The following is a 21,825-nucleotide window of genomic DNA, read 5'->3' as shown; positions in this document are numbered from 1 at the left end:
AGATGAGGTCGGTCCCCATAATGCTTTAATGACAGTCCGTTTCCCGAAATGGATGTTCTGTCCACGTTGTAAACGCATGGAACTTTGGAAAAAAGAAACCGGTAAGCTCAACGCAGATGGAATACCGGTATGTGCGAATAACTCATGTAAGCAAAAAGTTCTTGCTCCTATGCGTTTTGTCGCAGCGTGTCAAAAAGGGCATCTTCAAGATATTCCTTGGGTGTACTGGGCTCACAAAAATAGTAGACAGAAGACTTGTGAAAGCCCGGAACTCTACTTCCTGTCTAACCCTGAGCTTGGTAGCGGTTTGGATGCGCTCTATGTTGAGTGTAAAAATCCAGAGTGTGGCTCAAAAAACTCTCTTAAAGAAATAATGAGTCAGACAGGGCTCGCAGGTGTTAAATGCAATGATACTCAGCCTTGGGAATATAAAGATCCTGCAGAGCGCAAATGTGATGAACAGTTACATGTATTACAAAGGGGAGCAAGCAACCTCTACTACTCAATAGTGCGCTCGGCATTGGATATCCCTCATTCAGAGAAAAGCTCTGGGAACCAAATATATCTCAAGATAAAAGAATCAAATTATTTCGAAAGTTTGATGACTGCTTTATCTGATGGAAAAGAACGTCTAATTAACGCATATGTTGAAGAAATTGCAGAAGAGTTTGATCTTACTGAAGAACAAGTTTTGAACGCAGTAACTGGTAAAGAAAAGGAACAACGGACGTTTAAAGTTCCGAAAGATGAAGACTTAAGAGTTGCTGAGTGGGATGTTCTTTCTTCTCCAGATATTGCGAGTAAAGAGACTAAAACTTTTAAAGCTAAGGTCGCAGACTGGGCTAACTATCCCACTTTTGACTTTGATTCTGTAATAAAGCGAGTTGTTTTATTAGATAAATTACGTGAAGTACGTGCATTTTGTGGATTTGAGCGCGTATCACCAAGTGATAACGTTGTTAGCCCCAAAACCGCTTTGGAGAATAGATCGTGGCTTCCTGCTACTGAAGTCTATGGCGAAGGCATATTCATTGAAATGGATAACTCTGTCATTAACACTTGGGAGCAGCATATGCCACAAGAGTTAAAGCTGCGAATTGAAAAGTTGAATAAGCACCATACGGAGCTCAGCTCTACTTATTTGCCAGTTCCAAGCGTGAAGTTTCTAGTTCTACATACTTTAGCCCACCTATTAATTAGACAGCTAAGTTTTGAAAGTGGGTATTCTAGTGGTTCTCTAAGAGAGAGAATCTATGCTGATGATGGTCAAGCCGGACTGCTTATATATACAGCTGATGGTGATTCAGAAGGAAGTTTGGGGGGACTCGTTCAGCAAGGCGAAGCTAACAGATTGTTTCCAGCAATGTTAGCTGCGTTAGAAACTGCATACTGGTGCTCTAATGATCCAGTGTGTAGTGAAAAGCAAGAGTTAGGCATTATGGGATTAAACCAAGCTGCATGTCACTCTTGTACAATAATTTCAGAAACTAGTTGCGAGAATAACAACCTTTTACTGGACCGAAAGATTTTAATCGGTACAGATAATTATGAAGGCTTATTTACTAAAATTGTCAATAATGCGCAGCAGGAGTTTAGCTAATGAGAATGCCTAATGCGCGTCAAATAAGCGAAGAACAACAAGACATTTTTGAAGATGCACCTATCGATGGAAGTATTCTGGTTTCGGGTCCTCCAGGAACAGGTAAAACTGTAATTGCCTTCCTTAGAGCGCAGATATTAGCTAATAAAAACCGTGACGTAACTGTTTTAATGTACAACCGTGTTCTAAGGCGTTACACAGAGAATGTGGCAGCTGAAATAAATGGAAACGTGCAATCAAAAACGATGCATACTTGGTTTCCCGAATGGTGGAGGTCACATAGAATCACTACAGGTCATAGCTCGGAAACACTCATTATTGATGGGGACCGAGCATTTGTGAACTGCCCTTATGAGGATAAGGACAAGTTAAAAAAAGTCGGCGGGAAATGGGGGGTTAATAAATTCAACCCATTCACAAATAAAAAAGGGATGTGGTACGTCCCAAAAAGCCGGTATGACTCAGATCCTAGTATCTATAGCGCGTGGACAGGGACTTCATATGAACCATTGGAGCTTGCACGATGGCAATACAATTGGTTAGCAATGCGTGACTTGTACTTAGATCAACCTCAAGAAAAAATGGTCGATTGGGGACACTTGATTATTGATGAAGCACAAGATTTCGAACCTGGCCTTTTTTCGTTCTTACATCTGACATCTAAGCAATTAGAGCATGGGGCATTAACGATCCTTGCGGATGAGAATCAAAGACTGGAAGAGAATCGTCACTCTAGTTTAGAAGACATTAGAACGACTCTTAAATTGAACAAGAAACCTGAGCGTGAGTTTTCTTTAACAATTAACTTCAGAAATACATATCAAATAGCAAAAGTAGCAAGTCATTTTTATGTAGGGCTACCAACTGGTGTTCCAAAACTACCTAATCGACAAGGGAACAAACCTCAGTTGGTTGTTGTAAGTAACGTTGAGCAGCAGATTCAATATATTTGTCGTTCACTAAAAAACAGAGCAGCATTAGAAGTTGGTGTAATTGTTGACAATGACACAGATCGGGAACTATTTGTCAAAGAGATAGCTGACCGCTTGACCAATTATACTGTACAGTCATACAGTAGTAAGAACTATAAAAGTAGCGAAGACTTGGTATTTGACACGCAAGGAGTAGTGACGGTATTACATCGTAAGAGCTGCAAGGGACTAGAATTCGATGCTGTTTTTATCCCTCAACTACAGTCTTTTACTGTTGATGATACTGACCTGACAACCTTTAAGATGAATCTCTACGTTATGTGTTCAAGAGCACGTGAAGAACTAGTTTTCTTATGTAATGATGGCACTAGAGCTAACCCTGCTTTTTTCGAGCACTTTCCGAACCGTGCCTCTGGATTAATCGATTATAGAGAACAAGAATAATGGAAATGACCCCTAATACAACGTGCTACGTGATGCTTTCTAAACGCTACCTTAGTCGTTACGTTCTCACTTACGAACTTCTTCCTCTAGAGTATTGCTTTGATGTGAATGGGCAGAAGGTTTTTGATCACACCACAATGCATTCCCTTGTTAATAAAGGGAAAGTGGGAGATAAAAATGTAGTTGTAGGGCTGACACAAAACTTAGGGGGCTCTTATCTGCCATATTGCCACATATCTGATATTGGTTTCACTAACCAAGATAGTTTAGGTATGTTTGTAGAACGTAGTTATGAAAACTATGATTCACGTACCATCAACTGCCGCATTTTGACAAGTAATAATGAATCCTCAGAGTTAACTCTGGATATTGTTGAGCCTCCAACAGTCGACAAACATGCTTTTACGTTAAAGATGGCTTTGAATGACGCAATTATAGCGGCAACTCATTCTCATCTATTGACACATCCTCAGTTCACAACTGAGCTGTCCAATTATCTAGGCAATGCAGATCAACTATTGAATGCAATTCTAACTTCTTATTTAGAAGATACTAACCAACTGGTTGTCGCGATTGAATTTTTCAAGGTGTGCAGCAAGTTTAATATAGATACAGGTTGGCAATTAATAGAGGTCGTTGAAGAGCTTAAAAAGAATTTACCTCCAGAAGCAAACTCCGATGATGTTAAACGTTGGTTCGAGACTGCTCAAAGAATAATTAACAATGAAGACGTTAACCTTATTTACTCTGATGATAAGAACATCGCTCTAAGAGCGATGATCCTTGTCCTTCTCAATCCAGAGAAGGACAATATCAATGCTATGAAAGTTAGCCTTCAAGAACATTTAGGAGAAAAAGTCTATTCGCTAGCAAATATCTTTGTAGGAGCAAGGGCAGGTTACAGCTACCTGAGTGTAGAGCAAAGAAACATGCTCGCAGATAGAACACAGCTTCAGTTGCTAAATGCAAGTCTTTACAACCATGCATCTGATGAGCTAACAAGTGAACCAATCGAGCAAATTCCAACTCAGGAACAAATCTCCCCTGACGAAAACAAATTTATACTAGAGCAAGAACCTTGGCTCAAAAGAGCCAGCCCAGACATATTTCAGCTTTGCGCCGTTAAACCTATGGCTGGATTTGATCTTTCGCTTGAGTATGAACCTGAGAGTTTCTTAGCGTGGCGACTCATAGATGCTAATGGAACCAAAGGAATGGAAAAACTTAAGGGACAATTAGCTCTCAATTTATTGCTGTTACAAGGAAAATTACCAGTAGGAGTAAGAATAGAAGTCATACAAGATCGAGGTTTATACATCAATTTACCTCTAGTTTGGGCTAAAGAGGCTGATTTAAAAAATAAACTACAGTACATTCTTGATGAGCTCATTGCGATTAAAATTGCCCAGAAATCGAGTAAGCTAGTTGTAAATTAAATAGCAATCCAAAAAAGCCAAAGCATTATTTGCTTTGGCTTTTTTACTATTTATGCCATTCGATTATTTTTTCCAAAAACAGCTCAAAATCTTCCCTAGTAACTATCTTCTCGCCGAGCACGACATTCAACGTAGCTAACTTTTCGAACAAGTGGACTAAGCGAGCATCAACTGTGAAGTAATGAACTTGTGACATGGTCACACCTCCATGCTATGAGCCCGCACATTTATACTTGTACTACGTGAGCCAGCTCACCCAATGGAACGTAAATAGCTTTGTTGTCTTCACGCCAAAAGCGCACTTTACGCACAGACCAACCACAACGAATAAAATCTTTATTCGTGAGGTAGGTACCGGCACCCATCGAATAGTTTTCACGATGCTCACAGCTTTGCGCTTTATCCGCTAAAAACGCCGTATCCTCATGGTTTAAGCACGCTTTACGCAATTCTGGAAATAACCGGCGCGTATGTTTAGACCAAGCGAGAATAATGGTTTTCTCTGTATTGAATCGGTAATCATCCGCATAGGGAGCGCTGTTGTCCTCATCAAAGACCGTGTATGTCGCCACAATTGCTCCCAGTGCCCAATCCGGTATTGATAGAGAGGCTTGAAACGTTTTCTCTTGTTCCACTCGTTGTATATGGGCTGCCTTTCTTTGTTCAGCCTTGGCCAGTTCCTCTGCTTCTTGTTGGGCTTTCGCTAAACGGGTGCGGGCTAACACCTGAGAGCGAGACAACGCCACCGTATGCCGATTTAACTGATATGTTTTAAGCAGTGCGAGTAGATCGCGCCCTTGAGCGTGAGTAAAATACCAATGCGACGGTTCACTTTTCTCAAGCGATAGGGCGTACTCGAGCACACGAAAACAGTGATCCGCAAACCCACACTCATTGCCACCGCAGCCCAGATCGATACGGCAGCGGTGCTGATGGCCATTATCGAAATTCACCGTAATGTCGGTTTTATCGTAACCACCTAGTGGATTGTCTAACGCCGCTTTTAACGCAATGGCCTCAAAAATATCAAATGGGAATTCCTCACCCTTATTCAAGCGAGAAGACTCCGACCAATTCACCAATACTGAGCAGGGCGCAACTTTCACTGTTGTAGAGCCTGAGTGATGCAACGGGGATACGTTGCTCGCGCTGGCTGCCGTAGTGCTGTGAACTTGGGAAGAAAGGGAATGTGACATGATACGCTCCTTGTTTGATTGAATTTTCACCGTCGTTTTCGCCTAACTTCCCTTCAAAACCTCCATGGTTCTGCCCGTAAAAAGCGCGTAGCGTCCATTTCACTTTTTACGGGCAGGTTCTGAGGTTTTAAAGGTTAAGAAGTTAGCGCAAACGCACGAGGGAAAATGAGCACAAGGACCCAAATGCACAGCTCTCAACCAAGGTCAGACAGCACTTGGCTGGCAGCGCGAACCCTATAGCCCTGATTGTGACCCGCAGGGCCAAGACAATGGGAAATACGCTGTTTGTATTTTTTATTGGCTTGGTTGAGCCACCGAGTGAGGGAGGAACGAGCGAAGAGGTTCGCGAAATAAAGCAGGAAAAAGCTACTTGTTAAAAGCGGTTTGATAACCTGTATTTACTACTGTTTGAATGATCCTTAAGAAAGCATTAGAAATAGTGTGACATTAGTGAAGCAACCGCACACATTTCGTTGAATTTAAATGTAATAGTTCTTACTGTTGAACATCAATATAATGGCTAAGACCTATAACAATGTATACATTCAATCAGTTAGATCACTTCCACATCCCCGATCTGGAAACCGTCATAACTCTTCTCAGACCACATAACTGTCAGTTAGCTCTTATCAAAGAACTCCCCAAAAACGCGAATGATAAAAACCAAGTGTATTATCACTCGGATGCGAGTCTGCTGAACTCTATTTTTGATCTCCGGTTTAGCGATCGAGGAGAAAGTACCAGCACAACAAAAAGAGCTTCTGACCCGGGTAAAGCAATACCACAAGCTGTCTTCCACCGTTTTTCTTGGCTGAGTACTGATGGAGTTCTGTATCCAGCTAAGGAGTGTAAGGCTATTGTTTATGCTCAGTATCCGGAAGCCAGACTATCAGGTTTTGTTACCGAAAAAGGGGAAATGCCCCGTTCAATGTCGGTGGAGTACATAAAAAGAGATGACCGGCTCCCACGTTATTTAATCCTAGGCTCCACGCTGTCTGGCCATGCTGTTGCGATTATGGCAGTAGACCCGGGAGAAACTCTGGTCAAAGAATTCAGGGAACTTAGTTCCTACCATGGATCTAAAGTCTGCAAATCAATAACCATTAAACCAGACGGTGACAGCGGCTCTGTCAAACTAGAAAAAATCCTCCGGGATAACGTAGCATCTAAAACGCTGCTAGGATGCCGTTTTGATAAAAACGGCATCACTATTCCGTTCACCGGGACTCAAGTGCATGGCTATACGCTTGAACATGCCTGTGGAATTAAACCTAATGCTGAAAAAAACGGGGATATATACGGCATAGAACTGAAAAGCTTTACCCGTAAAAAGCTGACTTTGTTTACTCCGGAACCTGATGGAGGTCTGTACGCAGAAAGTTTTGCTGATTTCATGATGAAATATGGATATCAGAAAGGAGAAGACTACCGTCTTACCGGTCTGCACAGGGCCTATGTCGAGAACGAGAAAACAAAGTTGACCCTGAAAATCCGTTGTGTGCACTCTTTTAAGGATAAGAGAGAAGATGGCAGCAGCTATACGCGCTATGAGCCTAGCTATTACCAGCCAGACAAACCGATCACTCGACAGATGATACAGATGGAAATAGTGCTTGAAGACAGAGAAGGAAATATTGCAGCAAGCTGGTCTCTGGAAAGGATCCTAAATTGCTGGGGTGCTAAACATAATGAAGTAGTATATGTGCCAGCAGAAAAACAGTGTAACGATGAACCTCACACGCTTGCGGAAGGTTACAAATGGAAAGTTAAGTTCGCGGATGAGGTACTATGGTGTCGGAATACCAACGCTGAAAAACTATTTAAAGCGATTCATTCAGGAACTATCTACCTAGATCCAGCCCCAAAATATAACCCGAACAACTCCAAGCTAAATAAGCGACGCTCTCAATGGCGGCTTAACGATATCTACAAAGCGGCAAATGAGTTATATGAGTTATCTGAACTAAAAAGGCTTACAAATTAATGAGAATCTGTGACAGACTGGTATAAAACAGCCAATTCAACTGTATTTACATACATACCACCTACCAAAAGGGACATTCGTGTGATAGAGTTACACACAAATGTCCCTTTATATACAATTATCTTCCATGAAAAATAACGAAATCCTTAACTGTGGTGACCGTGAGGATACACTTCGCACGCAACGCCTAATCTCTAAGAGCAATAACCTACTTAAACTTCTTGTCGAAGTTTATGACCAGAAAAACCTTGCCCTGAAACTCAAAGAACTGGAATGTGGTTATGAGCAGGAAGTCAGTAGAGAAAAGCTCAACCGATGGAAGGCTTCACCAGAATCGAATCCTATAAGCTTCAGTGAAAGAGCTATGGCCGATATCCGTAGTAAATTGTTGCCTGAAAAACCTGCTCACTGGGAAAATCCGGATTTTACCTTTATAGACCTCTTTGCAGGGATCGGTGGTCTAAGAAAAGGATTCGAGGATATTGGCGGCAGATGTGAATTTACCAGTGAGTGGGATCAGAAAGCCCGACGAACATACCTTGCCAATCATTACGTCAATGAAGCTGAATTACCTTATTTCCTAGACAGTGCAGATGAGAACCCAGAGAAAAATGTATCTCTAATGGATATAACTCAAATAACTAAGAGTGGAGACAGCAATGCAACAGAACAGGAAAAACGGGAAAGTATCCTGAAACATATCCCTGAACATGATGTATTACTTGCAGGTTTTCCATGCCAGCCGTTTTCTCTGGCAGGTGTATCGAAGAAAAACTCGTTAGGCCGAGCTCATGGCTTTGAATGTGATACGCAGGGCACTCTATTCTTTGATGTTGAGCAGATCCTTTTGACTCGGAAACCAAAATTTTTCGTTCTGGAAAATGTTAAAAACCTTAAGAGTCATGATAAAGGCAACACTTTTGCCACGATCATCCGTTCTCTAGACAGAGCTGGCTACCATGTTGCTGACATAAGCAATTCTGGTGAGAATATAGAAAAAGCAATTGAGGCAGTAAGAAAACGAAAACCTGAGCCAACGATTATTGACGGTGCTCATTTCACACCTCAGCATCGTGAACGTATCGTGCTTGTAGGTATACGACAGGACCTTGTAGAAGCTGATAATAGCTATCTGAACCTATCCCTGCGCAATATACAAAAACCTGAATCAAGATACCGTGTAGAAGACATTCTGTGCCCCCTAACCAGTGAAGAAAAACAGAAATACACGCTGACCCCAAACCTGTGGAACTACTTGTATCACTACGCGCTTAAACACCAGACAAAAGGAAACGGATTTGGATTTGGCCTTATAGACCCGAAAAATCCGGAGTCAGTAACCCGTACATTGTCAGCACGTTATTATAAAGATGGTTCTGAGATTCTGATTAACCAGGACGGACTTTCTGCAGAATACTTGGAAAAAAACAAAGAGCACGCAATAAGAAAAAATCAGGAGCGTGAAAAAGAAGCGATTGCGTACGCTGATAATTTCCGTAAGGAATATCCGGAATGCTCGGATAAGCAGTACAAAGAGATGATTAAGGAAGGGGAAAAAAAATACGATGAAGCGAAAGGCCGTTATGCCCCTGAGTTTGATCCGCTCTACAAAACTCCTCGTCGCTTAACACCTCAGGAATGTGCCCGTCTGATGGGGTTTGAAAAACCGGAATATGACAGAACGGAGCAAGATAATGATTTTCGAATAGTGTGTGCTGATACAGCGGCCTATAAACAGTTCGGGAATTCTGTTGTCGTTCCGGTATTCAGAGCTGTCGCTCAGCTGATGAAGCCATTCATCGAAAAGTCAAAAAACGGAGCATGTGATCAAGCTGCTTAAAATTTTCACACAGAGTAAGAAGAGAACAACTCTTCTTACTCTTCCCTTTTTATTATTGACAAGGATTGTCACCTTTTAGGTGAAACTCAGAAAAATAGACTTTATTTAAAATAAGCAATAAGTTAACAGAAAATCACACTGTATCGATTGCGTATGAATAATGAATTTAGAGATTTTTTACTACACTGGGAAGGAACGAAAAGGCTCGAGTCTTTTATTAGCGAGCAGTATTTTCAGAAGTCCGTAGAAAACTACTTTGGTAGAGAGTTCACCTCTTTCGACTGGTTTCGGTGTACCTATGACTATGGAAAAAAGAGTATTTTTGTTCGATTTTTGGGGCGAAACTACTCAAAAAACATGTCGAAGGCTGACATAGCCCTGATTCGGGAATTTATAGAAAAAAAAGAGACCGTAGTGATCGCCAGATACGATGAATCTGGTGAATTCAAAGCCTATAAAGCCAAACTGAACTTAGAGAACAAAAAAATAGGGTCATCTATATTTGATGATGCAGCAGAGCTTTTGTGTCAACTTTCTATGCACAACAATCTAAAACAAAGTAGCCCAGCAAAGAATAAACTTGCAGAAACTGACGCTGGCATCGTTACATACTTACAAGAGGGCTTATCGTCTAAAGAACAAACGTCTTTACTGCTCACTAGGCGATTCATCTATGAGGTCCTCTATCCTGCATTTCATAATCAGCCAAACGATATTGATGCTGTTGTACTATCAAAGGGCGAAATTAAATTCTTGGAATTTAAGCGAAAAGACCCTGCACAGTCATACTTCACTACCAGACTTCCACTGACAAAAGTAAAATCAATATGCAAACAAATCATCGAAACAGAGGACACAACCGATGTAGGTGAACTGCGCACAACGATTCGAGAACGTTTAAAAAATAGTGTAGGGCAAGCAGTGTTTTCTCCGTCTTACGGTATAGACCAAAGCCATACCAAATTTATCCGATGGTGCCATTCCAATAATATGGGCTATTACCTAATTCATCTCAATGCAGGGAAAACTCTAAGCTCAAAATTCATTAATCTTCAACTTAACCACTTAACAAAACCTGTTAGCTTTAGCTACAAACAAATACTATCCGGAGATATAGACGGCTTTAATTTTACTATCGGTGAGGATAGTGGAATGAATCCTTACACAAGGATCCAAGAAACCATAAGAGCAGACAAATTTAAGAAGTTAGAACAGGCTAAAAAAATGGATAGTATTTTTGAAATGATTAAGTAGGCATTGGCTACGTTTTAGAGAAGATCCCTTTAAGGGATCACACGACGATTTGGAAAATATTAGTTTTTATTGAGTGTAAAGATGCGTACCACGACTAATGATTTGTACAAACATGAACGGAACGTATTGGGGTTGAAAAATGCACACTAGTGATATGCATCGCATTATATCACTAGTGTGCAAACAACGTGACTGCCTAGCTCAAACTTGAAAGTGGTGATAAAGCCAAGTTGGGATAACGTTTAAATTGGCCAGCGCCATCGACAGTACTGAACACAGCACCACACCAAAGATAAGCGCAGGGCTTTCACGATTGGTGGCAATGGTGTTGGCAAAACAGGCAGTCACGATCGCACCAAGCGCTAAGATGTGACAAAGCACAATGACCTTAATGTTTAAAGCGGTATGCCAAGCAAGCTTCACTGACTCAATGACGTACTGCATCCCTTCAAACTGTTCAATCGATTTCGCCGAATTGACAACACTTTGCGGATACTCAAGATCAACAATCCAGTACGCAGAAAAGACCAAAGGCAAAAAGCAACCAATTTCAAAGAGCGTATAGTTGTTCCAAAATTCGACGCGATAGAATTTTACCAGTAGCGTTACCGCTACGATCCCGACCAAACCAGAGAGTGCTACAGTGTGATAACTAATGTAGAGCACACCCAAAACACAGCACGCAACTAGAAAAACAATGGTAAAAGCAATGATCTCATCACCATCATCTTTTCTTCGTGTATTCATAGAAAACCTTTCTAAAAAGAACAATAGACAGGGGCGTTAGCTCACACTAAGCCCCAATTAAAAATTAACGCGGAAGTGAACGTGTATGAGCACACACATCCTCCCAGACACCATTTCGGTAACGCTTATAAGCGCAAACTGGGACAACTTTTGGTCGAATTCTCATTAGAGACTCCTCTCAATTTAAAGCGAAAGAGGGAATTCAATGATTGAGATGAACACATTAGAAGGGTATGATTGCGGGACAAATCAGAGCAATCAGCCTTTCTAACAGGGCTTGAAACCTCTTAGTGTTGGGCCTTATAAGCTGCCGCGCCAACGGAACTTATAATTCACCTCACTATAAAAAGGCACTTTTAGTACTTTACTGAAAGTGCCTTTTTATTTCTCTTTACGAACGCCTTTGAATGGTGTGCCATCTTGCTTCACATCCATAAAGCGTCCTGTATTTGCATCACGTTTAACCCAATGGCCCGAAGGTGTTTGAGTTTGTGAACGTTCGCGAACCATACCATGACGACGGTTGTCGCCTGTCTTGCCGTTAGTTGCCATAAGGCCTCCATATCTGATTTAATTAATCTGTTTAAGCTGAAATAAAAAAGAATCCTCTCAGCTATAAGAGGATTCTAATCTCAAAATCTGATTAACACAAGCTGTTTAATCAGATTTTATTGCGTAATAAATAAATTCTTTTCCGCCAGACTCTGCTGCCTCTTCGGAACGGGTGATATAACCTGCACTGTAAAGTTTTTTCAATCGGGTACTTGCATTAGGAATACTGATACCAAATGCAGCAGAAATACTCGCTGTCGTGGCAAAACCGTTATCTAAAACGAACTCAACCACATCTCGAGTTCCCTTCGTCATTTCAGGACCTATCACTTTGTATTGATCTCCCGACCAAATCACTAAGGGTTGGCCTTTCGCCTCAGCTGCGTAGGCCCAGTTATCAATAAGATCCTGATCAGCAACATCGATTAGGTAAAAGCTTTTTTCACCTCGATATAAGCGAGCAAGAGCCACAACACTTTCACGCGGAAAAGATGCATCTGTCGCCTCGATTCCATCCAGCGAAATTCCAAAGACTGTACAAGATGGATAGGAGTCGACTAGGTTCATCAGTTTATGAAAGACATCTTTCCCTTGGACATTGCCAAAAGGGTGATCATCTTTCGTAAAATCACGGAGTTTGATTATCATTGCATTCTGATTCATATTGATAATTTAAGGAGAAGATCTTAAATTAATCAAGAGAAAAGTCAAAACAAATATGCGAACCGCATAATTTTTGCAAGCCATAACTCACTTCATGATCGGCGAGTTTCCCCTCAGAATAGATAAGGGTTAGCTCGAAAGATTCCTGCCTTATGTGTATTTTTGCATTAAACTTGGCGGCAATATCACCACTCCTTTTTAGCCCTAAACCTCGACTTTCATCAGGGTTATCTTCTGCGCTGCTTATGCGGCCTTGTTCAAAAACACGTTTAATCAACAATGCATCATTTTCAGCATTAGCGGCTTTAAACTCTTGATATATTTCTGGATAACGCTCTTTAAGAACATGTCGTAGCGAATTCGCAATCCCCACGCCACTGTCTGATATAACGGTTTGTATTTTATTAGTTTTCGAGTAAACCTGAAGAGCAGCGAAACCATCAATAGGTGATTTAGAGTGATCCCGAACGTTACCAAAAAGTTCAGAGATCATAGTGAAAGCGGCATTGGAATGCTTTTTACCAGCCTGTTCTATGAATGCTTGTTTAAGTTGGACGGGAATGCGCTCATCTGGCTCTTCTGGATTAATGACACCGAACTCCATAACTTTACTGTTATGGCCATAGTAACAAGATGCATCTTTTACATCGGGAACAACAGCAACGCTTGGGTCTATCAATTCAAAAAAACCAATGCGACACAAGTAAGAAAAAGATTTATCACATGCGCTGAAATCGAGAGAAATAGACTTACCTGAATAGCTTAATTGATTAACAAGAGCAAGCAGTCTGCTCAATGAGTCCAGTAAGAAGCTCCCACCAAGAAAAGTCATTTCGATTTCAGAGGTGTCCTGGCCCCACAAATCACTGTATTGCTTTACTACCTCTTCAAAACCATCGGAAGTTAACCAGTTATATGCAGGAACAGGGAAGACCACTTTCAATACTTTATTTGAAAGGGACCACTCATAGTCCTTATTTTGGATAAAAGTAGAAGAATTAGCATGCAAGAACGAGTTCACTTTTCTGCGCTCTAAGCCCAGCTCAGACGCTATTTTTTTCGCTTTCAACCCAGGTTGTTTTCTCAAAAGATTTTGAATTGCCGATTCCATCAGGATTCTCATAAGCCTATGTCAACTAAGATAATATATGGCTATATACTTGTTTTTCAATCCGCTTAAACTAAACAACTATGAAAGCACCACGACACGACCACCGCTGCGCCTTTAAATAACGAGCACTAATGCCAAACTAAACACAAAAAATCAAAGGCCATACGAGCCTTGCGATAACCAAAGAACGGGGCGCAGCATTGGGTGGGCGGGGGATGTGGTGGTACGCCATAAAATAGCTTGCGCCTTTTATGGATTGGCCGGAACGGACAACAACGAACGTACCGCAAGTGCTGAATCATAAAACGCTGACCTCACCCGCATCAAAACACATTGTTTGTGTTTTGATGCGTCACCCTGCTTTGCCCGTCTTTTTGGGCAAGGCAGACAAACCGCGCCAGCTCTGCTGGCTACCTTAGAGCACGCTTTTCAGTGCGGTGGCGGCAATTTACACATAATGTCCAATAATGCTTGAAGTTGCCCAGTGCCCGGCAGCTTGCTGGCGATAGGCACGTGCAATTTTGCATTATTCCACATTATGTTAAATTTACGCACATACCCCCAAGCTTGGGGGATGGGGGTTGGTAATAGATCTTTTAAGCGGCCTTGCTATGGAAGACCTGGCTGTGCCGCCCTGCCCGCTGTGACATTTATGTGATGGCTTGTGTCACGCAGTGGCACGCGCTTAGGCCATGACATGCTTTTTTGTGACAACGGGTAGGTTGTGGCCAGACTGGGCTGGAATGGTTAGCAAGGCCAACCTTACTGTAACTCTCTTACTTCAAAGGACTTAACTTTTTTGGGTAGGACGATGAATACTTTATCCTGAGCGAATATCTCTGAGATAATCGGAAGTTTTTCTTTACCCATTTTTTTAACCTTTAGGGAGATCATACAACTCCTTTGTCCCAATAAACCGTTAGGGAAAGATTCACTTTGGAGCAACGCTCTAATCAAGTAACCTCTGTCTCTAAACTGAGCTACTTGATAGCTTTTTTTATTTATCAAGATTTGAGTATTTACTTCAATCAGTTCAAAGTTTGCTACAAAAAACTTGGGGAACTTCTTGTGTGAGCTATAGAGGCGTAGTTTTCTAATTTTGTTTATAAGTTCGTAATCGAAGATTTGTTTCTTTTTCTTGGTTCTATTTGTGTTCTTTTGAGTATTTTTAAGCTGTTTTTTCTCTTTTATTTTTTGACGATAGTGTCTAATTACAGCGCTCTTATCTGTCCCCTTATTTACAAGCCAGCATGAATGAACTTTCCAGCCACCGTCAGAGGGTGTTCGGTCAGCTAAAAAGCAGCCCCCATTGTTTGAATTCTCGACAAAGTAAACAGGTGCTCTACACCAAAAGCACAAAGTAGAAAATATTTTACCTTGCTCGCGAATTGGCTTCCCACGCATTCTCACCAGTGACTCTGGGTTTTTAAAGCTCTTTGATATCTCGGAAACACTCTCACTAGGCCCTGCGCCTTGGACCATAACTTTTCTACCGTCATTCAACGTTCGCCAATTAGACATGCATTATTTCCCTAGCACCTTATATACAGTAGTCCGGCTACACCCTAGCTCTTTACTGATGGCATGCTTGTTTATTCCCTGCGCAGCAAGTTCTTGTATGCGCTTGTGCAATGTTTTATTAGGAAATCGGCCAAGATGCCGCCCCTCTTCTTTTGCGCGCTCCCTACCCTCGTTACAGCGCTGTAAAATACGTTTTCTTTCCATTTCTGCGAAGGCGGAAATGGTGGTATAAATAACACGACCTACATCACTATTGATGTCTAAATCACCGAGATCATGGAACACCAATCCTGCGCCTTTTTCTGACAGCTGATCGGCAACTTGCAATGCATCGATAGTATTTCGGGCAATCCGATCCACTTTGGTTACATGTACGACATCCCCTTCCCTAGCGAAATCAATTAATCTCGCCAAAGCTTCACGCTCCGTCGATTTTCCACTGGCTTTTTCTTGGAAAATCTTCTCACAGCCAATTTTTTTAAGCTGGGAGAGCTGAACATCAAGATTTTGGTCATCAGTACTGACTCGTGCATAGCCAAGGTTCATATTTGCATCCAAAGTGAACATTAAGAGGTAATTTCAATAGTGTACATGTACACTAAATATTTATAAGACTAAATGTACAAATTTGTGATGCAGTCTCGCAACTGTCCACAAAGGTACACCTTTATGGACACAATCTGTATCGGACTCACTTCAAATGATTCGTATGAATCGAACGATTCGTTTATAATAAGAAAAAAAAGGAGCACGTTATGCAATCATTAACCGCAAATACCGCGAAAACTAAATTTGGTGATTTATTGATGAAAGTACAGCGAGAACCAGTACAAATTAGTAAAAATGGCTCACCGGTGGCGGTCGTCATGTCATGTGAAGAATACGAACAACTTGAAGCTTTGAAAATGGCGATGGTGAAATCACGTTTTGAACAAGCTGAGCGAGATATCGCAAATGGCGATTTGGTCGATGGTGAAACATTTATGAACGAATTGGACCAGGGCAAGTTTGACTGATGGCACAATATAAACTTTCTCCTGCCGCACAAACTGACCTAGTCGATATTCGTCGTTACACTCTTGAAAATTGGGGTAGCGCACAGTGGACTAATTACTTCGGGGAACTAAAGCGTTCGATGGCACTATTAGCTAACAACGAGTTGATTGGTATCGATATGCCCGAACTGGGAACAGGCTATTGTCGCTTTCCATTAAAACATCATGTAATTTACTACATAAAAAAATCTGACCATATTGTGGTTGCTGCGGTTCTTGGCCGAAATATGTCTCCTGCTAAACATTTCCAGCAACAGATATAGCTTTTATCTTTCTTCGTTTAATGTAATCGCGTAGCGTGCTTGGAGCTTCATCGATAAGTTTAGCTGTTGGACGGATCCCAAGCCCCATAGCTAAGTACTTTTCAATCAGCTCTCTTTTAGGGTCCAGTTTGAGTTTTTCCGCCTCTCCTTTAGGACGACCTAAGATAACGCCGGCTTTTTTTCTGGCCGCTAATGCTTCTTTAGTCCGCATAGAAATAAACTCTCGTTCAATTTCTGCCGCAAGTCCGAGAACCGTTGCTGTGATTTTTGCTTGCATGGATCCATCTAGTTGCATGTTCTGCTTGGCAATGTATACATCAATACCTTTTGCCATGCAGACTTCAAGAACCTCTAACACTTGAAGTGTTGAGCGAGCTATACGGCTCACTTCTGAAAAAATGAGTTTATCCCCTGTTCCCATTCCCTCTATTAGCTGACCGAGCTTACGTTGATGCCACTTTTTTTTGCCTGTAATAACATCTTCAACAAAACATAAATTAGCTAACCCAACCTTATTACAGTACTCATAGATACCATGCTTTTGGTTTGCCACATCTTGACTATCGCTTGAAACACGTAGATATGCATAATTAGACATACCACCTCCTTTTCTCACGTTATAGCAAGGGATGAGAACTAAATTGGTTGTTCTTACCTAAAATGTGACTGGATAAAAATTTATTAAGAAGAAAAATGAAATTGATCGTTGTCGTGGGTAACTGTGTAAATCTTTGATTTTCCAGTTATCCACACAAACTATAAAGATCTATATTTAACTATACTACTCTATGTAAAGTATAAATCTATAAAACCTATAGCCTTCACAAAGTATTGATTTGTATGGGTTTAATCATGTTTTATGATCATCTTTTAGGTGTTGGGATAACAAGATTTAGGTGATTATGATCTAATTTTAGGTGTTGATGATCATTTTTTAGGTTCATTGGTAACATATTCTAGGTGTTATTGATCACATATCAGGTTTACTAATGACACATTTTAGGTGTTTACTTCTGAATGCTGACATATTTTAGTTTAAACAAGGCGTTATTCTTTGTTATGACATGTATTCTTATGAGTTCCCCTTTCTAGAGTTTGAATCTATAGGAGCCTTATCACCAAAACACCTAAATTGTGTCTTGAATCACTCTTTGTTGCCTAAAATATGTCATTAATGAGATCGAAATACCTAGAAAATGTCTTCTATTCGAAATTAGTAATCTGGGCTATCACTTAGTTCTGAAAGTGTCTCTATTTTCTCAATCAAAGATTCTAGCTCGTTGTCATCTTCATGGTTTTGTTCGTCTTGAGTTAAGTGCCGCCTTGAGAGGCTTTCCTCGACTTTCAATGCATGACTTTCTTTACCGACGTAACGGTAGGCGATAGCTAATGACTCCAGTTCGGATTCGGTGAGGCGAACCTGGTTTTGAAGCCTTTTTAGCTCTAGATCCTTAATGGTTTTCATTGCTTCATGTTGGTTTAGCTCATCTATTGTGCCTAACTTTATCCAACGGAAAAGAAACTTTATCCCGGTAATTGTTCGTCCTTTTTTAACAACCTCAAAGCCTTTATCCCCTTGACTACTTTCTAAAAATAGAAGCTCTTTGCTGATCTGAGGATGCTCGGAAAGCTCTTTGATACTTTCACGAATACAACGCTTCATAAACACACTGTTGTTTTTAAAAGAGCTTTTATCTTTCTTTAACTTACCAGCTTCATCCAGAAGGCCAAAGATTCCTTTGAGCTCACTTAACTTTTGTGTGTGCATCTCAAAGCCTTTATCTTTAAAGCGGCTAAGTAGTTCGTATAAGCGTTTGGAATATTCTTTTTTAACGTCAAAGAAATTGCGAGTGTTAATGAGAGCAAAACCTTGATTATATTCAATATACTCTGATTTCAGCATATCGTTAGGAACCATAGTAAGCACACCGTTTTTATAAGCGATGTGCTTAAATAGCGGCCGATAATCAAACTCTATATCACCTTTCGATGTGTCGACTTTGATGCCTATTTTTCTACTGGCTAAGCGGTTTGCTACTGGGCTTAAGTTACTACCAATATGTTTAGACTCGACACCTAACCATTCTGATAGTTGATGCGAAGTGAATTCGTAATGAGGGGTTTTTTGTTCCCAGTCCGCCGCTTTCATATGTGCGATCATTAAAGCGAACATATCTGCTTCTCTTGCCGATAAATCTTGTCGACTGAAAACCAGTTGATGACCCTTCTTTATGTGCTTTGGTAAGTTATCGCTTACGACTGGATAAAAATACTCTTCATCACTCATTTCACACTATGTCCATAGATAACAATATTTAGGTAATTATGACATGTTTTAGGTAATGGAGGAATTACCTAGCCTAAATAATGTCATTTAATGCTATGTAATTGATATGATCATCATGTCCAAAGATCTCTGACTTGATCGGATCCTATACCCTACTCTTTTTGCGCACTAACCCTCTCGTTATAACTTCATGCTCCTTTTAACTGTGGGAGAGGCATAAAGACAAAAGAGTTTATGGAGATTCTTACCGTCTCTGTCGTTGCGGATAAATACGCCAGCGACGTGAAATAAATGGGAGGTCATCAAGCTTGTTTGATGAAAGCAATGGGTAAGTGACAACGTGATGTCGTCTACGGGGGACGTGATTGGACAATGGTGTGGTATGAACGATCGATAAACAGGTTCTATGGTGATATGCCTGTCTGTAAGGTTGGTTAAGTCGGTACACAAACCAGTATAGGAAACGGAAGAGAGTAACGCCTCTACCTGCAGCGGTGTGGCGAGCCGTGTGACTAGGCCCAGCCCTAACTAATCTGTCACAGTAAATCGCACCTGATAAATCATCACGAAGAAAAACCAATAATCTGTGCTTTTTATGATGGAAAGTGAGGTTGATGCTAACGCTATAGTTTAGCATCACCCAGCCCCGTCATAGACCTCTTATGCGCGAAAAATACGGTCGTTAATTTCGATCACTTCATCAATTATCGATCATTGATATTCATCATCAGATTGTTTACCCCTTTCCTTCGGTTTGAAACTTGCGGAGCTGCGCGAATTTAACCCATGTTCCTCGTCCACTTCACTTTTTCTTCACGCTGCTTTTTAACTGCATCAATAAACAACGCAATTACATTTTTATTTTGAGTTGTTCGCAGGAAACTAGGCCTCGCTTTTTTTGTTTTTCTTCGCTTGTATGCTGTAGCGGTTAGGAAAGAAGAGCATGCGATTTTTAAAACTTAGAACCGATCATAAACGTCAGCGAAAAGATGGGACCCGTTATGTAACCCCTTTGATCGTAGACTCCCCTCGCCGCTTTGCACCAAGTCGAGATAGGAAAGAAACGAGCTTACGCAGAACTCAGTGCCAACTTATTACCGGAGCTCATGACTCTGGTAAAAGCCGTTGGCTTACACGATTGCGCGATAGCCGACATGAAATTTGGGGAAAGAAACCACAACCGGTTTTGCTTGAAGGGCTAATGCCATTATCTAGCTGGGTTGAGGTTAAAGGGATTGAAAAATGGTATGCAAGTAGCCAAGAAGAAGGTACTTATTTTACTCCTTGGAGCAAACTTAATCTCCAATTGAAAGCGGACTTATTGGCAGATTACCTAGTTGATACTCAATCTTTGCTTTTCATTGATGATGCTCATAAGTTGACAGGTCGCAAAGCTCAGATTGCACGAAAATGTTTACTGTCTGCCAAGGTTTGGTTGATGGCGTGTAGTGAAGAAGGACGCCTTCCCCCGTCAATTCGTCCCATCGTTGAAAGACGTGAACCACAGCGCATCAATTTAGAGAGTGATGTCAGTTATGACACAACGAAAGCTTTAATTTGGTTCATGGTTGCTTTATGCGTTGTTGCGGGCGCATGGGAAGCTGGAGCCGTGATTGGCGGCTTACAAATGCTTGGTAGCGGACGGAGGTCTACGCGTGCCGATTAAGTATAGCCTTTTAGTGCTGTGTTTCCTGTTCTGCCCCGTGGCTTACGCCAATGATTGGGGGATTTCTACACCCTGGGATGAACCAACAGCGCAGCCACCGGAGATTAAGCCTTTCGAATTGCCGACATTGAAAGGCGATGCTCCTCATTACAACACCTCCACTCCTGCTCTTAAGCCTGCGCCTAAGATTGACCCGGATGCTATCTTTCAGACCGTACTCAACTGTTACCCAGAGAAGAGTAAATTCAAACTCGACTTAAACCTTGTCGCGGGAATGAGGACGAACTTAGATGAATACAACAGTGATGATTGGCCTGAAATCTCAGAACACTATGTCGGAATTGTTGGAAAAATGCCGCTCTACTCTACGACGGAGCAATCTCGAGAGCGGCAATGGGAGTACCAACGTAGAACCGCCACAGCGACGTCGGTTGCTTCCTTCACACAAGCTCTCGCTGATAGAAACTACGCTTACCGCTTGATGGGGCTCTACCTATCACTTGAAGCTCGTTCACAGCAGCGGGTTGCCCAAGGTGTGGCGAACGTGAACGAGCAAGTGGCACTACTTGAAAAAGTCGCGAGCTCACATCGAGACGTTTTAGCTCATGAAGCTAAAATCGTCGAGCATCGACTGGCACTAGTTGCATTGTGTGAGAGTTCCTACAGCGACAGTGTAAACCAGTATTTGCAAAAGCTTGCCTACCTCCCACCTCATTCTAAATCGAAGGTGACTCAATGAAGTGGCTGAATCATGGGCTTATTGCTGGGTCGATTTGTGCCGTTATCTCACCCCCTCATGTACCTGTTTGTGTATTAGGTGCCACGGCACCTGACTGGCTTGAATATGTTGCTAAGGTCGTCGGTCGGCATATAAAACATCGAGGCCCTACCCATGTTTTTACCCATTGGCTCGTTGTGGCACTCGTATTTACTTTTATATGGGACTATCAAGGGATTGGCATGGCGTTCGCTTGGGGGGGCGTAAGCCATATTTTAACTGACGCAATGACGGTGTCAGGAGTGCCATTTTCGCCATACAGTGACAGACGGTTTCATTTATTTGGTGGGCGGTTTAGAACCGGTGACCCTGTGGAATACGCAATCTCTGCTGGCGTAGTGATAGTTTGTATCGCTTTTTCACATATCACTGGAGGGCAGGGGTTTGCACCATTTTTTTACGACTGGGCAGGGATGTATGAGAGTGGATTAATTGATGCGTTAGAGTGGAAAACTAACCGATTTAGATTCATTTAAATTAAACAATGTTTGTCATT

General features: G+C 41.5%; 21 protein-coding genes. 11 read left to right on the top strand and 10 right to left on the bottom strand.

Annotation, left to right across the window (positions count from 1 at the left end):
* From drmB to NL626_RS22110, 3 genes are all read left to right on the top strand, one after another.
* The coding region (drmB, locus tag NL626_RS22120) for a DUF1998 domain-containing protein (RefSeq protein ID WP_253657745.1) at positions 1–1,600 on the top strand (1,600 nt) is incomplete at its 5' end.
* A complete protein-coding gene (locus tag NL626_RS22115; protein ID WP_253657744.1) occupies positions 1,600–2,976 on the top strand; it encodes an AAA family ATPase in 1,377 nt (458 codons plus the stop codon). The genes drmB and NL626_RS22115, both read left to right, overlap by 1 nt.
* Entirely contained in the window at positions 2,976–4,412 is a 1,437-nt protein-coding gene (locus NL626_RS22110) for a hypothetical protein (RefSeq protein ID WP_253657743.1), read from the top strand. The genes NL626_RS22115 and NL626_RS22110 overlap by 1 nt, the downstream gene beginning before the upstream one ends.
* Positions 4,413–4,458: 46 nt before the next feature.
* On the opposite strand, the gene NL626_RS22105 is transcribed toward NL626_RS22110, so the two are convergent.
* Entirely contained in the window at positions 4,459–4,608 is a 150-nt protein-coding gene (locus tag NL626_RS22105; protein ID WP_239939101.1) for a hypothetical protein, read from the bottom strand.
* Between the two features lie 31 nt (positions 4,609–4,639).
* Positions 4,640–5,608 carry an LPD25 domain-containing protein gene (locus NL626_RS22100; protein ID WP_253657742.1) on the bottom strand — a complete coding sequence of 323 codons (969 nt, stop codon included), beginning with the start codon at positions 5,606–5,608 and terminating at the stop codon, positions 4,640–4,642.
* A 535-nt stretch (positions 5,609–6,143) separates the two neighbouring features.
* Here NL626_RS22100 and NL626_RS22095 point away from each other — a divergent pair.
* The 3 genes from NL626_RS22095 to NL626_RS22085 all read left to right on the top strand — a co-directional run bounded on the left by NL626_RS22095 (position 6,144) and on the right by NL626_RS22085 (position 10,686).
* Positions 6,144–7,592 carry an MvaI/BcnI family restriction endonuclease gene (locus NL626_RS22095; RefSeq protein ID WP_253657741.1) on the top strand — a complete coding sequence of 483 codons (1,449 nt, stop codon included), beginning with the start codon at positions 6,144–6,146 and terminating at the stop codon, positions 7,590–7,592.
* 127 nt (positions 7,593–7,719) lie between these two features.
* Positions 7,720–9,432 carry a DNA (cytosine-5-)-methyltransferase gene (dcm, locus tag NL626_RS22090; RefSeq protein ID WP_253657740.1) on the top strand — a complete coding sequence of 571 codons (1,713 nt, stop codon included), beginning with the start codon at positions 7,720–7,722 and terminating at the stop codon, positions 9,430–9,432.
* A gap of 153 nt (positions 9,433–9,585) precedes the next feature.
* Positions 9,586–10,686 (top strand): hypothetical protein, encoded by a 1,101-nt coding sequence (locus NL626_RS22085; protein ID WP_253657739.1) that lies wholly within the window; start codon positions 9,586–9,588, stop codon positions 10,684–10,686.
* Between the two features lie 201 nt (positions 10,687–10,887).
* Here NL626_RS22085 and NL626_RS22080 read toward each other — a convergent pair whose 3' ends face one another.
* The 6 genes from NL626_RS22080 to NL626_RS22055 all read right to left on the bottom strand — a co-directional run bounded on the left by NL626_RS22080 (position 10,888) and on the right by NL626_RS22055 (position 15,826).
* Positions 10,888–11,433 carry a hypothetical protein gene (locus NL626_RS22080; RefSeq protein ID WP_069518014.1) on the bottom strand — a complete coding sequence of 182 codons (546 nt, stop codon included), beginning with the start codon at positions 11,431–11,433 and terminating at the stop codon, positions 10,888–10,890.
* A gap of 381 nt (positions 11,434–11,814) precedes the next feature.
* Entirely contained in the window at positions 11,815–11,985 is a 171-nt protein-coding gene (locus tag NL626_RS22075; RefSeq protein ID WP_016791538.1) for a hypothetical protein, read from the bottom strand.
* A gap of 105 nt (positions 11,986–12,090) precedes the next feature.
* Positions 12,091–12,633, bottom strand: a complete 543-nt coding sequence (locus NL626_RS22070; protein ID WP_253657738.1) for a winged helix-turn-helix domain-containing protein — start codon at positions 12,631–12,633, stop codon at positions 12,091–12,093.
* 43 nt (positions 12,634–12,676) lie between these two features.
* Positions 12,677–13,759 (bottom strand): ATP-binding protein, encoded by a 1,083-nt coding sequence (locus NL626_RS22065; RefSeq protein ID WP_140089389.1) that lies wholly within the window; start codon positions 13,757–13,759, stop codon positions 12,677–12,679.
* Positions 13,760–14,521: 762 nt separating this feature from the next.
* A complete protein-coding gene (locus NL626_RS22060) occupies positions 14,522–15,280 on the bottom strand; it encodes a hypothetical protein (RefSeq protein ID WP_253657737.1) in 759 nt (252 codons plus the stop codon).
* 3 nt (positions 15,281–15,283) lie between these two features.
* On the bottom strand, positions 15,284–15,826 hold the full coding sequence (locus NL626_RS22055) for a recombinase family protein (protein ID WP_253657736.1): 543 nt from the start codon (positions 15,824–15,826) through the stop codon (positions 15,284–15,286).
* A gap of 209 nt (positions 15,827–16,035) precedes the next feature.
* On the opposite strand from NL626_RS22055, the gene NL626_RS22050 reads away from it, so the two are divergent.
* Both NL626_RS22050 and NL626_RS22045 read left to right on the top strand, forming a co-directional pair.
* The gene (locus tag NL626_RS22050; RefSeq protein ID WP_039470007.1) at positions 16,036–16,296 is read left to right on the top strand and encodes a type II toxin-antitoxin system Phd/YefM family antitoxin; all 261 of its coding nucleotides are present in this window, start codon (positions 16,036–16,038) and stop codon (positions 16,294–16,296) included.
* Positions 16,296–16,598 carry a type II toxin-antitoxin system RelE/ParE family toxin gene (locus NL626_RS22045; protein WP_132937355.1) on the top strand — a complete coding sequence of 101 codons (303 nt, stop codon included), beginning with the start codon at positions 16,296–16,298 and terminating at the stop codon, positions 16,596–16,598. Before NL626_RS22050 ends, NL626_RS22045 begins: the two co-directional genes overlap by 1 nt.
* On the opposite strand, the gene NL626_RS22040 is transcribed toward NL626_RS22045, so the two are convergent.
* Entirely contained in the window at positions 16,573–17,196 is a 624-nt protein-coding gene (locus NL626_RS22040; RefSeq protein ID WP_253657735.1) for a recombinase family protein, read from the bottom strand. The two genes, NL626_RS22045 and NL626_RS22040, sit on opposite strands and share 26 nt — an antisense overlap.
* Before the next feature lie 615 nt (positions 17,197–17,811).
* Positions 17,812–18,885: a replication initiation protein gene (locus tag NL626_RS22035; protein WP_069490877.1), complete on the bottom strand. Its 1,074-nt coding sequence runs from the start codon at positions 18,883–18,885 to the stop codon at positions 17,812–17,814.
* Positions 18,886–19,828: 943 nt separating this feature from the next.
* Here NL626_RS22035 and NL626_RS22030 point away from each other — a divergent pair.
* From NL626_RS22030 to NL626_RS22020, 3 genes are read left to right on the top strand one after another with little or no spacing between them, the layout of a single operon-like run.
* On the top strand, positions 19,829–20,551 hold the full coding sequence (locus NL626_RS22030; protein WP_029843382.1) for a hypothetical protein: 723 nt from the start codon (positions 19,829–19,831) through the stop codon (positions 20,549–20,551).
* On the top strand, positions 20,541–21,290 hold the full coding sequence (locus NL626_RS22025; protein WP_029843380.1) for a hypothetical protein: 750 nt from the start codon (positions 20,541–20,543) through the stop codon (positions 21,288–21,290). The genes NL626_RS22030 and NL626_RS22025 overlap by 11 nt, the downstream gene beginning before the upstream one ends.
* Positions 21,287–21,805, top strand: a complete 519-nt coding sequence (locus NL626_RS22020) for a metal-dependent hydrolase (protein WP_203478737.1) — start codon at positions 21,287–21,289, stop codon at positions 21,803–21,805. The genes NL626_RS22025 and NL626_RS22020 overlap by 4 nt, the downstream gene beginning before the upstream one ends.
* Positions 21,806–21,825 lie beyond the last annotated feature (20 nt).

Source organism: Vibrio sp. Y58_MX_L22 (genome assembly GCF_024181865.1).
GTDB classification, from domain to species: domain Bacteria; phylum Pseudomonadota; class Gammaproteobacteria; order Enterobacterales; family Vibrionaceae; genus Vibrio; species Vibrio alginolyticus.
This window is presented reverse-complemented; position numbering and strand designations above follow the sequence as displayed.

Bases quoted from the DNA above. Each gene is read 5' to 3' on its own strand.
- NL626_RS22115 (WP_253657744.1), top strand. From the start codon at position 1,600: ATGAGAATGCCTAATGCGCGTCAAATAAGCGAAGAACAACAAGACATT.
- NL626_RS22110 (WP_253657743.1), top strand. From the start codon at position 2,976: ATGGAAATGACCCCTAATACAACGTGCTACGTGATGCTTTCTAAACGC.
- NL626_RS22105 (WP_239939101.1), bottom strand. From the start codon at position 4,608: ATGTCACAAGTTCATTACTTCACAGTTGATGCTCGCTTAGTCCACTTG.
- NL626_RS22100 (WP_253657742.1), bottom strand. From the start codon at position 5,608: ATGTCACATTCCCTTTCTTCCCAAGTTCACAGCACTACGGCAGCCAGC.
- NL626_RS22095 (WP_253657741.1), top strand. From the start codon at position 6,144: ATGTATACATTCAATCAGTTAGATCACTTCCACATCCCCGATCTGGAA.
- dcm (WP_253657740.1), top strand. From the start codon at position 7,720: ATGAAAAATAACGAAATCCTTAACTGTGGTGACCGTGAGGATACACTT.
- NL626_RS22085 (WP_253657739.1), top strand. From the start codon at position 9,586: ATGAATAATGAATTTAGAGATTTTTTACTACACTGGGAAGGAACGAAA.
- NL626_RS22080 (WP_069518014.1), bottom strand. From the start codon at position 11,433: ATGAATACACGAAGAAAAGATGATGGTGATGAGATCATTGCTTTTACC.
- NL626_RS22075 (WP_016791538.1), bottom strand. From the start codon at position 11,985: ATGGCAACTAACGGCAAGACAGGCGACAACCGTCGTCATGGTATGGTT.
- NL626_RS22070 (WP_253657738.1), bottom strand. From the start codon at position 12,633: ATGATAATCAAACTCCGTGATTTTACGAAAGATGATCACCCTTTTGGC.
- NL626_RS22065 (WP_140089389.1), bottom strand. From the start codon at position 13,759: ATGGAATCGGCAATTCAAAATCTTTTGAGAAAACAACCTGGGTTGAAA.
- NL626_RS22060 (WP_253657737.1), bottom strand. From the start codon at position 15,280: ATGTCTAATTGGCGAACGTTGAATGACGGTAGAAAAGTTATGGTCCAA.
- NL626_RS22055 (WP_253657736.1), bottom strand. From the start codon at position 15,826: ATGAACCTTGGCTATGCACGAGTCAGTACTGATGACCAAAATCTTGAT.
- NL626_RS22050 (WP_039470007.1), top strand. From the start codon at position 16,036: ATGCAATCATTAACCGCAAATACCGCGAAAACTAAATTTGGTGATTTA.
- NL626_RS22045 (WP_132937355.1), top strand. From the start codon at position 16,296: ATGGCACAATATAAACTTTCTCCTGCCGCACAAACTGACCTAGTCGAT.
- NL626_RS22040 (WP_253657735.1), bottom strand. From the start codon at position 17,196: ATGTCTAATTATGCATATCTACGTGTTTCAAGCGATAGTCAAGATGTG.
- NL626_RS22035 (WP_069490877.1), bottom strand. From the start codon at position 18,885: ATGAGTGATGAAGAGTATTTTTATCCAGTCGTAAGCGATAACTTACCA.
- NL626_RS22030 (WP_029843382.1), top strand. From the start codon at position 19,829: ATGCGATTTTTAAAACTTAGAACCGATCATAAACGTCAGCGAAAAGAT.
- NL626_RS22020 (WP_203478737.1), top strand. From the start codon at position 21,287: ATGAAGTGGCTGAATCATGGGCTTATTGCTGGGTCGATTTGTGCCGTT.